The sequence below is a fragment of the Nonomuraea sp. NPDC050547 genome (genome assembly GCF_044457345.1).
Classification (GTDB): Bacteria; Actinomycetota; Actinomycetes; order Streptosporangiales; family Streptosporangiaceae; genus Nonomuraea.
In genome coordinates, this window is the sequence record NZ_JBITGW010000026.1 from 138,035 (window position 1) to 151,454 (window position 13,420).

Annotated in this window: 12 protein-coding genes; 4 read left to right on the top strand and 8 right to left on the bottom strand. The window is 69.9% G+C overall.

The annotated features are described in order from the left end of the window. Positions 1-327 precede the first annotated feature (327 nt). The gene (locus tag ACIBHY_RS48010) at positions 328-3,639 is read left to right on the top strand and encodes a DNRLRE domain-containing protein (RefSeq protein WP_397310277.1); all 3,312 of its coding nucleotides are present in this window, start codon (positions 328-330) and stop codon (positions 3,637-3,639) included. A gap of 15 nt (positions 3,640-3,654) precedes the next feature. Continuing rightward, positions 3,655-4,233 (top strand): hypothetical protein, encoded by a 579-nt coding sequence (locus tag ACIBHY_RS48015; RefSeq protein WP_397310278.1) that lies wholly within the window; start codon positions 3,655-3,657, stop codon positions 4,231-4,233. Between the two features lie 116 nt (positions 4,234-4,349). Here ACIBHY_RS48015 and ACIBHY_RS48020 read toward each other — a convergent pair whose 3' ends face one another. After that, complete coding sequence (locus ACIBHY_RS48020; RefSeq protein WP_397243687.1) at positions 4,350-5,078, bottom strand: SAM-dependent methyltransferase; 729 nt, start codon at positions 5,076-5,078, stop codon at positions 4,350-4,352. Between the two features lie 492 nt (positions 5,079-5,570). Between ACIBHY_RS48020 and ACIBHY_RS48025 the strand changes: the two genes are divergently transcribed. After that, positions 5,571-5,834 carry a hypothetical protein gene (locus tag ACIBHY_RS48025; protein ID WP_397243685.1) on the top strand — a complete coding sequence of 88 codons (264 nt, stop codon included), beginning with the start codon at positions 5,571-5,573 and terminating at the stop codon, positions 5,832-5,834. Between the two features lie 150 nt (positions 5,835-5,984). Here the strand turns inward: ACIBHY_RS48025 and ACIBHY_RS48030 are convergent, their stop codons facing one another. The 3 genes from ACIBHY_RS48030 to ACIBHY_RS48040 form a co-directional block, all read right to left on the bottom strand. Then, positions 5,985-6,479 (bottom strand): DUF4352 domain-containing protein, encoded by a 495-nt coding sequence (locus ACIBHY_RS48030; RefSeq protein WP_397310279.1) that lies wholly within the window; start codon positions 6,477-6,479, stop codon positions 5,985-5,987. A 71-nt stretch (positions 6,480-6,550) separates the two neighbouring features. Continuing rightward, the gene (locus ACIBHY_RS48035) at positions 6,551-6,736 is read right to left on the bottom strand and encodes a hypothetical protein (RefSeq protein WP_397243681.1); all 186 of its coding nucleotides are present in this window, start codon (positions 6,734-6,736) and stop codon (positions 6,551-6,553) included. Positions 6,737-6,759: 23 nt separating this feature from the next. Continuing rightward, positions 6,760-7,419: a DUF305 domain-containing protein gene (locus ACIBHY_RS48040; protein WP_397310280.1), complete on the bottom strand. Its 660-nt coding sequence runs from the start codon at positions 7,417-7,419 to the stop codon at positions 6,760-6,762. A gap of 39 nt (positions 7,420-7,458) precedes the next feature. Here ACIBHY_RS48040 and ACIBHY_RS48045 point away from each other — a divergent pair, with 39 nt between their 5' ends. After that, complete coding sequence (locus ACIBHY_RS48045; RefSeq protein WP_397310281.1) at positions 7,459-8,859, top strand: LVIVD repeat-containing protein; 1,401 nt, start codon at positions 7,459-7,461, stop codon at positions 8,857-8,859. Here ACIBHY_RS48045 and ACIBHY_RS48050 read toward each other — a convergent pair. Genes ACIBHY_RS48050 through ACIBHY_RS48065 form a run of 4 tightly spaced genes read right to left on the bottom strand, consistent with a single transcriptional unit; the run spans position 8,856 to position 13,413 of the window. Beyond that, on the bottom strand, positions 8,856-10,646 hold the full coding sequence (locus ACIBHY_RS48050; protein ID WP_397310282.1) for a serine/threonine protein kinase: 1,791 nt from the start codon (positions 10,644-10,646) through the stop codon (positions 8,856-8,858). The two genes, ACIBHY_RS48045 and ACIBHY_RS48050, sit on opposite strands and share 4 nt — an antisense overlap. A 39-nt stretch (positions 10,647-10,685) precedes the next feature. After that, the gene (locus ACIBHY_RS48055; protein ID WP_397243673.1) at positions 10,686-11,516 is read right to left on the bottom strand and encodes an aminotransferase class IV; all 831 of its coding nucleotides are present in this window, start codon (positions 11,514-11,516) and stop codon (positions 10,686-10,688) included. Next, positions 11,513-12,517, bottom strand: a complete 1,005-nt coding sequence (locus ACIBHY_RS48060; protein ID WP_397310283.1) for a chorismate-binding protein — start codon at positions 12,515-12,517, stop codon at positions 11,513-11,515. Before ACIBHY_RS48060 ends, ACIBHY_RS48055 begins: the two co-directional genes overlap by 4 nt. Continuing rightward, positions 12,460-13,413, bottom strand: a complete 954-nt coding sequence (locus tag ACIBHY_RS48065; RefSeq protein ID WP_397243669.1) for a LysR family transcriptional regulator — start codon at positions 13,411-13,413, stop codon at positions 12,460-12,462. Before ACIBHY_RS48065 ends, ACIBHY_RS48060 begins: the two co-directional genes overlap by 58 nt. Positions 13,414-13,420 lie beyond the last annotated feature (7 nt).

Here is a 13,420-nt window from a genome sequence, read left to right on the forward strand (position 1 = left end):
GAGGGCGTGCGTGTGACGCCGATCTGGTCGTCGGCCTCGATCGCGAGGTTACCGGCGGACAGTTCGCGCCGCGATTGGCCGGCGCATATCAGTGAAAGAGGCTTCTACATTCTTACTACATTTTGAATAGCACTCATATTTGACATGGTGATATACGTCACACCCATGCTTTGATAAAGATTGCCCGCCGGCCAGCGGACATGCCTTCATAACTCACCCTGAGTATCGGGAAGGCGACTTTTCCAGCCTTGACCTCGCCCCACCTCCGGCAGATAGTGCGATGGATCATCAGCAAAATCGCACCGAATTCTCCGGAGGATCAAGCGCATGAGCTTACCCTTCTTATCCGGCAAACGCCGCGCACTCACCCTGGCAGCCGTGCTCATCGCGGGATTCCTGGTGAACGGTGGCTCGGTCAGCGCGGAGCCCACACCAGCCCCCGCGCAGAGCGACCTGTCCGCCACCGTCGCGGCCGCCAAGGCGAAAGGCACTCGGGTCGAGGTTGTTTCGGCCAGACGTGAGGACTCCACGCTTTACGCGATGCCGGACGGCTCTTTCGGAGTCGAGATGCACGCCGGCCCGATCCGTGTCAAGAAAGGACGGGACTATGTGCCGATCGACACCGACCTGACTGCGGAGAACGGACGGCTGACGCCCAAGGCCGCCAGAAACAAGACGACTTTCTCCGGCGGCGGTACGGGGCCTCTCGTTGAATTCACCGACGGCACGGCCAACCGTACGATCAGATGGCCGCAGGCCCTTTCCGCTCCGGTGGTCAGCGGCGATACGGCCACGTATCGCGACGCGGTTCCCGGCGGGGATCTGGTCCTGACCGCCACACCCAGCGGTTTCAACCAGGCGCTGGTGTTACGCGCGAGACCGGCCAAGGCGCTGGAGATCTCGATTCCGGTCGAGCTGCCCCATGGCCAGAAGTATCGTCAGGCCGACGGCGGGCGGCTCAACCTGGTCGGCGCCGATGGGAAGGCCCTGGCCACGTCCGCGCCCCTGCGTCTGGGGGATGCCAGGTCCCTCGACTCACCGGATTCCGGTGCGACCTCCGCGGTCGCCGTCGAGATCCGGCAGACGCGTGCGGGAAGCACGCTGATCCTGCGGCCGGATCAGCGCTTTCTCACCGACTCCACGGTGAGCTACCCCGTGACGCTCGGCATGTCCGACTGGGTGGGCGCCGGGCTCAAGGTGGACACCATGATCAGTTCGGACTATCCGAACTCGCAGACCTCGGCCACCTGGCTTCACGCGGGCAAGTTCGGCAGCGGCTCCAAGACCGCCAGAAGCTATATCCGGTTCAACGCGGGACTGCCGCTGCGCGGGGCGACGATTCTGAACGCCGACCTGCGTCTGTGGAACTACCGGTCCAACACGTGTGGCTCCTCCGTGGGGTCGGGCATTCAGGTGCGTCGCATCACGAGTTCGTGGTCACCGAGCACGCTGACCATGTCGAACCAGCCCTCGACGACCACGAGCGGCGCGATCGTTCAAGGCGCGGCCGCCGGTGAGCCCGGTTGTTCGGAGGCCGAGCTCTACTACTCCGTGGAGAACATCGTCCAATCGTGGGCCGACGGTGCCGCCGACTTCGGCTTCCAACTGCGTGCGGCCAATGAGTCGGACACGACCAACTGGCGCATGTACCGTTCCTCCGAAAGCGGCGCCATCGGGCCGGTGCTCTTCATCCTGTTCACCCATCCCGGGCCCGAACAGGTCGAGCTCACGACCTATCAAGGCGAGGCGTCGGTTCCTCTCGACGGCACGCCGTACGAGTTCCATTCCTTGATGAATCTGCCGGGCATGCGCGAGGACGATCTCTCCGAGTTCGCGCAGACCGGAAAGGCGACACGGTCGCCGGTGGTGGCGGAACCGGCGACCGAATGGCCGCTCACCGGTGACTGGGAGGCGCCACCCAGGTACTACGAGGTGCAGCATGGAGAGCGGCCGGAAGTGACCCCGACCCCATCGCCCACTCCGACGCCCTCCCCCTCCCCGACGTCCGGCGAGCAGACGATCGCCCTGCCGCTTCAGGCCGACACGTGGATCGACGATTCGGGCTCGTCCGGCCACGACGACACGACGCTGTGGGCGGGCAAGTACGACGATGGTGACGTCTCGATCACCGAGCGGACGTACCTGAAGTTCGACACCGCCGCGCTCGCCGGCCGGACCGTCACCGACGCCCGGCTCGAACTCTGGAACAACGACTCCTACGGATGCGGCGGGGCGATCAAGGCCCAGCGTGTCACCGGCGCCTGGCAGGCCGAGACCCTCGATTGGGGCGATCAGCCGGCCGCCACGACCGCCGGGGAGAGCAGCGCCACCGACCCCGGCGCCTGCCCCGCGGAGTCGGTGCCCTGGATCTGGCGGCTGACCGACATCGCCGCGGCGTGGGCATCGGGACAGCCCGACCACGGCGTACTGCTGCGGGCGGCGGACGAGTCGGTGACCGCCGGGATGTACGACCGCGGGTTCGACGCCTCGGAAGCGACCCATCCCCCGGTTCTCAAGGTGACCGTGGCCGGCGGGCCGGACCCGTCGCCGTCCGGCCCCGGTGACACGACACCGCCTGCCGTCACCGCGGTGAACCCGCCCGCCGGGGCGACAGGAGTGCCGGCGGACGCACCCGTCACGGTCACGTTCAGCGAGCCGGTGACCGATGCGCAGATCAGCGTTCTGGACGAGTGGTACGAGGACCAGGTGCCCGGCGCCACGCAGCTGAACCCGGAGCGTACGGTGCTGACGTTCACCCCGTCAGAACCGTGGATGGACTCCCTCATGGCCGTCACGGTGTCCGGGGCGAGAGACGCCGCGGGCAACACGATGAACCCGCACACGTGGAGGTTCGGCGAGGAACCTCCGAAGAAGGCCGCCGTGAAGACCGCCGCTCCCGCGGTCGACCGCGCCTGGACCCGTCCGGACGGGCGCACCTTGATGGTCAAGGTGGGTGGTGAGGCGCGCCGGCCGTACCGTGTCATGGTCGAGGTGAGGTCCGCCGCCAAGAGCGGCGCGGCACTCCTGTGGTCCGGTACGGCGGACGCCGTGCGGACGGGCACGGTCGCGCGGCTGAGGATCCCGGTCGGCAAGGTCACCGGCAAGGCGCACTGGCGGGCTCGCGTCGCGACCGGCGCGTGGTCCGCTTGGCGGCAGACCGGCGCGCCCGTGAACGACGTCGTGACCGCCGCTGCGCCGCCGGCCGACGCGTTCGCCCTGCTCGGTAACTGGCAGAGCAAGGACGGCAAGCGGATCAACTACCGCAAGGGGTACTGGGACCGATCCCGGGATGAGGGGTTCGGCAACGTCAAGATCGTGCAAAAGCATGACCTGGACTACCTGTCCGCTCATCAGATGACGAAGCACCCGCATCGCGGCATCGTCCCCGACCCGTTCATCATGACGCGCTACCACTATCAGGCCACGGCCTACCGGCACACGTGCAGCGGCTTCCTCTGGTGGCGGACCTGCAGGGTGACGCAGAGCCGCGACACCAGGACGATCGTGGACTTCAACACGGAGCCGAACAAGTATCAGGGCACCCTGGGGGTTCTCACCGCGTACTGCGAGGGGATTACGGTGTGCCCGCCGTGGATGAAACGATCGTTCGGAGCCGTACTCCTGCCCATGCCCGGATAGCCGAGGAACCTCCCCATGCGGATCGACGCCCGGACCGAAGACCAGCCTGAGCTGGTCGCACATCTACGGCTGTCGTACGACCTGGCCGCGACGCAGCGGGCCAACGCCGCGGACAGCCTGAGGTTCGCCTCGATCCGGCTCGACGACGACGCCGGCCGATGCACGGTGATACCGGCCGGCGGCGCCGCCGTCGAGTGTGACGTCGGCTATTCGATCTCTTCACGGGACGCCCTGCGCGACGCGCTCGCCGCGCAGGGCGTCCCGCTCCGCGCCGCCGCTCCGGACGACGGGTCGATGGGCATGCCCGCGGACGACGATCCACCCCTGATCCAGCACGCCTGGATCATCAAAATGATCGCCTACGGACTGGATCCCTGGACCGTGTACGCCCGTTCGTGGGCAGGCGACCTCGTGGAGATCCGGCTGTCCTCGCGGTCGACGCAGGCCCTCTTCCGGATCGACGGGGTGGCCCCCGTGGTCACCGTCGACGTCAGCCACGCAGCACCGTCGCGGCGGCTCGGGCTCAACTACACCATCGTGGATCGCATCAGCCGCCTCGTGGACGAGGGAGGCGAGCCGGTGATCGGCTTGTGACGCGCAGGGTGTCCCTCGTCGGGTTCCTGGCGCCGGCCGTGCTTCGTGCTCGCCCGGCGCTTCGCGGACTGGGGCGAAGGCCGATGGGCACGGCATTCAAGGACCTGGTGTCCTGGTCAGCTGCGCTGGAGGAGCAGGGAGACGAAGCCCAGCGTGTTCCGGTAGCCGTTGAGCCACAGGTCGCGGTGTTCTCTCGCGGCGGCCAGGGCCTGGTCGGCGTCGGGGCCGGAGGTCGCCGCGGCCCAGCGGGTCAGGGTGCCGGTCCATGACCACTCGTACTCGTCCCACTCGGCCGGCTCGCTCACGTGGGCGTAGACGGTCAGCCAGCCGTCGGATTCGGCCGTCTCCACGGTGCCCGCCAGGTCGGGGTACTGGCCGATGGCTTCGAGGATCTCCGGTGCGGGGGGCCGGTCCCAGAAGCCTTCGCCCACCAGGGCCAGGCCGCCGGGGCGGACGAAGCGCCCGAGCGCTTCCATCGTCTGCTTCAGGTCGCCGAAAGCGTGCGTCGAGCCCACACAGAGCACCAGGTCGTACGGCTCGGCGGCGGAGAAGTCCGCGGCGGGCATCGTGTGCAGCGACATGCGGCCCGACAGGTTTCGCCGGGCGGCGGCCCGCTCGGCGGCCGCCACGGCGTGCGGTGAGATGTCCACGCCGTCGGCCACGGCCGTCGGGGCCAGTTCGAGTGCCCGCAGCGACCACTCTCCCCCACCACAGCCCAGGTCGAGAATTCTGGCCCGGTCCGGCAAAGCCGCCCGGCGCAGCAGCCTGTCGAGGCTGGACTCCGAGATCGGTGCGGCGATCGGGTGGTCACGGTGGGCGATGGCGCTCAGCAGTTGTCGATCCATGCCGTCATCCTTCCAGGAGCCCGGCGCCGGACCGCCCTTGTGATCGATCCGCAGGGGTGGCCGGAGAATCGGTCCGCGGCGATCGGCGCCGGGACTGGAGAGCATGAGAAAGAGCCGCGCCCTGGCTTTTCCGAAAGGCCGGTGCGCTTTCCCACCATTTGTTGAACTTGATGTGATTGCTTTTGTCACATCGGGGTACAAGGGCGCGCCGGGGTGCTTGGATACCTGGCCCCGGGAGTCGGATCGGCGATGAAATGCCTGTTCAGACAGAGTTCATACAAGCCACAGATCCCGCAAAAAAGGGCCTTTCCGACTAAATAGTGAAATGTCGGAAATAAGGCTTTGCTTCCTGGCGGGTGACCGTGCGGGGTGTCGCCGGTTAGCGTCGGATACGTTCCGTTAGCGCCGTTCTCGTGTGTCCTGTTGACCGGAATTCGGCGCCATCCACCTGCCCAGACATCTGCTGGGCCTCAAATCAGGGATGGATCTCTGATGCTCAAGCGCATTCTCGTCGGCACCGCGATCGCGGCGTCCGTGTTCGCGGTCACCGGAACGGTCACCTCGCAGGCCGCAAGCGCGTCGACCCAGACGAAGACCAGCTGCTCGGTGGCGTCCACCACGCAGCTCTCGACGTCGGCGGCGAAGCCCAAGTGCAAGTGGCGGTGGGACAAGCACGACCGCAAGTGCTGGTACTGCTGGAAGCACCACCGCTGGATCAAGAAGTGGTGCAAGGACAAACACCACAACAACCACTAGGCCGCGCCTGGCGGCGAACATCGTCCGCGTCAACCGCCCCGCGAGGGACTCCTCGCGGGGCCATCCCTGCGCCCGCAACCGCAGGCGATCCGGGCTGAGGACCGCCCGAAGGTCCGGGCCCGGGGACTGTCTGAAGGCCCGTGGCAGTGGCTATTGGGGCTGGAGGTTCACCTCGGCGCCGCCGGACGACGCCCGCTCGTGCAGTTCGACGCTGCCCGGCAGGGCGTCCTTGGGGACGTCGAAGACGAGCGCGCCGGCGATCGTGTCACCGGGCTTGATCTTCTCGTAGAGGAGCTTCGAGTCCGCTCCGTCCACGTAGACGGCGGCGCCCGGGTCGGCCTGGTACTCGGCGCCGCCGGCCAGCAGCTTCTGGGAGTCGCTGATGAACGCCTGCGCCCGGGTGCCGGTGTTCTTCACCGACAGGTGGACGACGACGAACCGCCCCCGCGCGGTCTTTCCGAGGCTTTCGCCGCCGATCCGGTCGAGCCGCTCCACTTTGGTCACGGTCATCGTGAAGCCGCCGTCCGTGACGGCCTGGCCGATGTTCGCGGACGTCCCGGAACGCAGGAAGAACACCACGGCGACGACGCCCAGCACGAGCGCGGCGGCGGCGAGGGCGACCCGCGTGCGCGGAACCTGGGACATCGTGGGGGCCTCCTGGCGATCGGACGCGCGGCCAACCACTTAACCAGCAAGGGCCCGCGCTCCGCCAGAGGTCAGGCGGCGGGGTGTTCGGTGAGGTCGGCCAGGTCCACACCGTGTTTGTGGAGATCGTCCACACTGGCCACGTAGCCGCGGAAGTACAGCTTGTCCTCGACGCGCCGCGACACGCGCAGGACGGGCTGATCGTCGACTACGACCGCCTCCACCTGCATCCCGTCGGAAGTGCGCCAGATTGCCATGGTTGAAGCCTAAGGGCAGAAACCTAAAGAGCAGGTAATGACCTCAAGGCCTCGCGCATACGGGCGATCTCGATGCTCTGGCCCGCGGACACGTCTCTGGCCAGCATCCGCATACGCTGGTCGGTACCCTCGCGCAGGGCGGCGTCGGCCATCGTCAGGGCGCCCTCGTGGTGCCTGATCATGAGGCGCAGGAACATGCGGTCGAACGGGCCGTCGCGGGCCGCGCGCAGGGCGTTCATCTCGGTGAGGGTGGCCATGCCGTTCGCGGGCTGTCCCGTGGGGTGGCCGTGAGTCCGGGGTACGGCCCGGCCCAGCGCCGACAGCCAGCCGGACATGATGCGGATCTCGGGTTCCTGCGTCAGCGTGATCTGATCGGCGATGCGGCGGATGGAGGGGGTGCGGGTGCGTTCGGCGACCAGACCGGCCATCTCCAGGGCCTGGCGGTGGTGCGGGATCATGCCTTCGGCGAATCGCACGTCGGCCGCGGACGGCTGCTGCTCCGGCTGCGGGAGGCGTTCGCCGGGCGTGGCCGTACGCGCGGGAGATCCCGGGGCGTGCGGGACCAGGACGGGCGCGTCGGTGCCGACGGGAGAGGGTCCGGCGCTCTCCGTCGCGCAGGCGGCCAGGGCGAATGTCAGCAGAACTGTGATGAAGAGAAGACGCGGCCGGAACTGTACTGACATAGCTTCCATACTGGGCCACGACATTGAAGGAGTGCACGCGTGATCCCTGCGAAGCTACGAGCGGCGGTGGTCGGCGCGGCTGTCATGCTGGTGGCGGCCTGCGCCGGGGCACCGGCCGCCAGGCCCGGTCCGAGTGCGGCGAGCAAGGCGCCGTCGAGCGCGTCGCCCTCGGCGAAGACCATGGCCGACGTGACGACCAGCGACAACGTGAAGCTGGTCGCCAACATGCCGCGGACGGCTCCGCTCGACGGTCCGATGAGCTGGAACTCCGACCTGGCCTTCCAGGGGAACTACGCGTTCGTGGGCAACTTCGGCGGGTTCTCGATCTTCGACATCAGCGACCCCGCGCAGCCGAAGCCGGTCAGCCAGGTCTCCTGCCCGGCGCAGCAGAACGACGTCTCCGTCTACGGCGACCTGCTGATCCTGTCGATCGACGAGCCACGCGGCGGCGAGAAGTGCGACTCGGGGCAGGGCACCGGGCCGGCGTCGGGCGGCTGGGAAGGCCTGCGCATCTTCGACATCAGCGACAAGAAGAACCCCACGTACGTCTCAGCGGTGCGCACCGACTGCGGCTCGCACACCCACACGATGGTCCCGGGCAAGAACCCCGACACCTTGTACGTGTACGTCTCCTCCCCCGGCCCCGAGCCGGACTCGAAGACCTGCCCGCCGCCCCACGAACTCATCCAGATCGTAGAGATCCCAGTAAAGAACCCGAAGTCCGCAAAAATCGTGGCAAAGCCGAATATCTTCCCTGATGGCCAGGGCGAAGGCATGTTCGCCGCCGGCTGCCACGACATCACCGCCTACCCCGAGAAGAACCTCGCCGCCGCGGCCTGCTTCGGCGACGGCGTCCTGCTGGACATCGCCGACCCGGTCAAGCCCAAGGTCCTGCAGCAGGTACGCGACACCGAGAACTTCCAGATCTGGCACTCGGCCACGTTCAACAACGACGCCACCAAGGTCGTCTTCAGCGACGAGCTCGGCGGCGGCGGGATGGCGACCTGCGACAGCAAGACGCCCAAGACGAAGGGCGCCAACGCCATCTACGACATCGTGGACGGCAAGCTCGAACGCCGCGGCTACTTCAAGATGCCGCGCGAGCAGACGTCGAACGAGAACTGCGTCGCCCACAACGGCTCGCTGCTGCCGATCGAGGGCAAGGACGTGATGGTCCAGGCCTGGTACCAGGGCGGCGTCTCGGTCTGGGACTTCACCGACTCCAACAGCCCGCGCGAGGTCGGATTCTTCGACCGCGGCCCGGCCGGCGGCGACCACTCGATCGCCGGCTCCTGGTCGGCGTACTACTACAACGGCTACATCTACTCCAGCGACATCCTCAAGGGCCTGGACGTCATCCAGATCGACGACCCGCTGACCGACCCGGCCAAGCAGGTCAAGATGGACGACTTCAACGTCCAGACGCAGAAGTCGTACTAGCCGGGCTCGCTGATCTCCCCGTCGCGCCACCCCTTGTAGGTGACGTCGAACGGGGAGGTCAGCCGGGCGCCCTGGTCGAGCAGCATGTGCCAGGACAGCCGCAGCGAGCGCGGCCGGTTGTGCTCGTCCAGCTTGAGCACCCAGGAGAGCGTGGTCTTGGCGAGCTGCGCCTCGGGGATCTCGTCGTTGTTGATGGCGCTGATCTGCCGCCAGAGCGACTCCGGGCCCTTGGTGGTGGGCAGCGAGCCGGTGTAGGTCCGGCCCTCCGACTGCACGCCCGAGGTGAGCCTGGCCAGGTCGGCCACGTTGGCGATCGAGGCGACCGCGTGCACGAACCGGGCGTACAGCATGATCGGGGTCTTGGCCTGGTCGGTGACGAGCTTGCCGCCGACGTAGTCCTGCCCGGCCATCAGCACGCGCCCGGTCAGCGCGGGCTCGACGTGCTCGGCGGTGACCCGCGCGTCCATGCGGACGTCGGAGATCTGCGGGTCGTAGGCCAGGCGGCCGGTGGCGGTGGTGTGCCAGGTGCCCTGGGTGATGCGGGCGTCGAGGGTGAAGTCGGCCATCGGCGCCAGCCCGACCGCGCTCTCCATGATGTCGGCGAGCTGCCCGGCCGCGGGCGGGACGGCCGCGCTGGGGGTGCCGCTCGGAGTGCCGCCAGGGGTGCTGCTCAGGGTGGGTGAGGTGGTGGGGGTGGCGGTCGGCGTGCTGTCGACGGTGGGGTCCGCGCGCGTGCCGGTGCCCCTGCCGAGGCCGCCGCGCCACAGCACCACGCCGGTGGTCGCCGCGGCCAGCACCGCCACGCCCCCCGCGAGCGCCGCCCGCCGCGACACTCCTCCCGCGCGGGCCTGCCCTGGCGCCCCGTCCGTGGGTACGGCCCCGCCCCCGGAACCCGGCGCCGTGGACGCCCCCGGCACCGCACCCGAAGCGCCCGGCGTCCCCGCCATGGCGCCCTGGGCGCCCGGCACGGCACCAGAAAAGCCCGGCGTGGGCCGGCTCGCGGGCTGGGCGGCGGCGACGCCCTGCCGCAGGGCGGCGTCCGGCTGTGCGGGCGCGCGCTCGCCCAGCAGGTTCAGCAGCAGGTCGCGGGCGGCGGGCCGGGCGGCGGGGTTCTTGGCGAGGCAGCGGGCCACGATCGTCCGCAGCGGCTCGGGCAGCTCGCCCAGGTCGGGGTCGGCGTGGATGATGCGGTAGGCGACGGCGGCGAGGGTGTCGGAGCCGAACGGCGGCCGTCCGGAGGCGGCGAACACCATGGTCGCGCCCCACGCGAACACGTCCGCGGCGGGCCCGACCTGCCCGCCCGCGAACTGCTCCGGCGCCATGTAGGGCGGCGTCCCGGCGGCGCCCTGCGACTGGGACAGGTCCACCAGCCGCGCGATGCCGAAGTCGATCACCCGCGGGCCGTCCGGGCCCATGAGGACGTTGCCCGGCTTGAAGTCCCGGTGCACGACTCCGGCCCGGTGGATGGCGGTCAGCGCGGTGGCGGTGCCGATGGCCAGCCGGGTCAGCGCCGCCCCGCGCAGCGGCGCCACCTGGTGCAGCGCGGGCCCGTCGATGAACTCGCTGGCCACGTAGGGCGGGTTGTGGTCCAGGTCGGCACGCAGGACGCGGGCCGTACAGAACTCGGCCACCTGGCGGGCGGCGGCGAGCTCGCGGTCGAAGGCACGGTCGAACCCGTGGACGACCTTGACCGCGGCGAGCTCGCCGCGGTCGTCCCGGCCCAGGTAGACGGTGCCCTGACCGCCTCGGCCGAGCTCGCGGAGAATGCGGTACGGGCCGATGTCCACGATGCCTCACATGATCGGTATGCGGGGCACGAGACTAGCTCACGGGTCGAGATCGGCGGCAGAGCGCTCGGCGAAGACCCGCATCGCCTTGGCGGTGATCGGTCCCGGCGCGACCGGCAGCGTGGTCTGGTCGACCAGCTTGATGGGCTGCACGTCGCGCGTGGTGGAGGTGAGGAACGCCTCCTCGGCCTCGTAGAGGGCCCGCAGCGGCACGTCGGCCTCCTCGGCGCCGCACCACTCGACGACCAGCGCCCGCGTGACTCCGGCCAGCGGCCCGGCCTCCAGGGTGGGGGTGATCAGGCGACCGTCCCTGACGATGAAGATGTTGGAGCCGGTGCCCTCGCACAGGTTCCCGGCGAGGTTGCCGAAGATCGCCTCGCCGCCGCCGCGCGCCTTGGCGTAGGCCAGGGCCTTGGCGTTGTCGCCGTAGGAGGTGGACTTGACGCCGGACAGCGCGCCGCGCTCGTTGCGCGGCCACGGCACGACGGTGACGGCGGCGGTGCCGGGGAAGGGCTTCTGCTCGTCCACGATCACGACGGAGGTGCCGCCCTGGTCGCCGCGGTCGGAGCCGAGCGGGCCGGGGCCGCTGGTGTAGGTGACGCGGATGCGGCCGAGCGGCCACGCGGGGGCGACGGCCAGGAGCTTGCCGATGCCGTCGGCGATGGCGTCGGTGTCGGGCTCGGGCAGGTCCATGCGCCGTGCCGAGAGCCGGAGCCGGTCGAGGTGGCGGGTGAGCGCGAACGAGACGCCGTTGACGATCTTGATGGTCTCGAAGACGCCGTCGCCGACCATGAGACCGTGGTCGAAGACCGAGACGCTCGCTCGGGCGGGGTCGAGGATCTCCCCGTTGACCCAGACAGGGACTGTCATCTATCTCCTCCAAAGCGAGATGCGAGTGCGATGAGCCTGGATGCTTTCAGCTCGGTCTCCTGCCATTCACGCCGGGGGTCGCTGCCCCAGGTGATGCCCGCGCCGGTGCCGAACCGGATCTCCTGGCCGGAGATCCAGAAGGTACGGATGCCCACGGCCAGCGCGGCCGTGCCGCGGTCGGCGTCGACCCAGCCCACGGCCCCACAGTACGGCCCGCGGGGCTCGGGTTCGAGTTCATTGATGATGCGCAGGGCCGAGGACTTGGGGGCGCCGGTGATCGAGCCGGGCGGGAACGTGGCCGCGAACAGCTCGGGCCATCCCTTGCCGGGGTCCAGCCGGGCGCGGACGGTCGAGACCAGGTGCACCGAGCCCGGGTAGGCCTCGGGCACGCACAGCGCGGGAACCTGCACCGAGCCGACCGCCGCCACCCGGCCGAGGTCGTTGCGGACCAGGTCGACGATCATGACGTTCTCGGAGTAGTCCTTGTCGAGCAGGTCGGCCTCGGTAGCTCCGGTGCCCTTGATGGGGCGGGACTCGACGACGGCGCCGTCGCGCGAGAGGTACAGCTCGGGCGAGGCGGAGACCACGGCGCGGCCGGGCAGGCTGATCACCGCGGCGTACGCGGCGGGGTTGCGCTCGGCCAGGCGGTGGGCCAGGGCGAGCGGGTCGGCCTCCGGCGGCAGGGGCGCGGTCAGGACGCGGGTGAGGTTGGCCTGGTACACCTCGCCCCGGCGGATGTGCTCGCGGATGGCCTGGACGCCGCGCTCGTAGGCGGCCTGGTCGAGGGAACTGCGCCACTGGCGGGCGCCGGGGCCGTGCCAGGGTCCGGCCGGGGGCAGCGGGGCGGGGCGTACCTGGTCGAAGCGGGCGCAGCTGACCTTGCCCTCGTAGTCGACGACCACGGCCCACCAGCCCTCGCCGTCGAGGGCGGCCAGGTCCGTGGTCAGGTCGCGCAGGCCGGTGGCGAGCCGCCCGCCGACATAGGCGAAGCTGTCGTACACGCGGCCATTGTCCCAGTGCGTGATGCCACCTCGCACAGCAAGTCCACGAAGGCCAGGGCGGCGGGCAACGGGACGCCGGGGAGCGCCGCGTAGTAACGCCTGGCCGGGACGGCGGCGCCGAGCGGGCGGAGCACGACTCCCCGCGGTACGGCCCGCGCCGCCAGCTCCGGCACGAGCGTGACGCCCAGCCCGGCGGCGACGAAGCCGAACTTGCCCGACCATTCGGCCACGCGCAGGCCGCCGCGCGGTACGAACCCGGCCGCGGCGCAGGCGGTCACGAGCAGCGTCGGCTGACCGCTCGGCGCGGCCTCGATCCAGGTCTCCTCGCGCAGGTCGGCCAGGTCGACGGTGGTACGCGCGGCGAGGGGGTGGCCTTCGGGGAGCGCCACCAGCAGCCGGTCCTCCCCCAGCGGCACCGTGTGGCCGCCCGTGGGCAGCCCGGCCGGGTAGTCGCTGATCACGGCGACGTCGAGCTCACCGGCTTCCAGGCGCTCGACCAGGCGGGGGCTGAGCCCTTCCGCGAGCCGTACCTCGACGGCCGGCCTCCGGTCGGCGAAGCGCTGGAGCGCGGCGGGCACCAGTTCGACGTTGGCGGTCGCGAACGCCCCCACGCGCAGCCTGCCGCCGCCCCCGGCGTGGATGGCGGCCAGCTCCTCCCCCGCCTGGTCCAGGCGCTCCAGGACGGCGAGGGTGTGGCGGTGCAGGGCGTGGCCGGCGGGCGTCAGCCGTACACCCCGGGCGCGGCGCTCGAACAGCGCGCCGCCCGCCTCGCGCTCCAGCGCGGCGATGCGGCGCGAGACCGCGGACTGGGTGTATCCGAGCAGTTCGGCGGCGGCGGTGAAGGAGCCGGAGCGGGCTACCTCGTCGAACAGTCGCAAGTCATTCGTCTCAAGCATGGCTGGT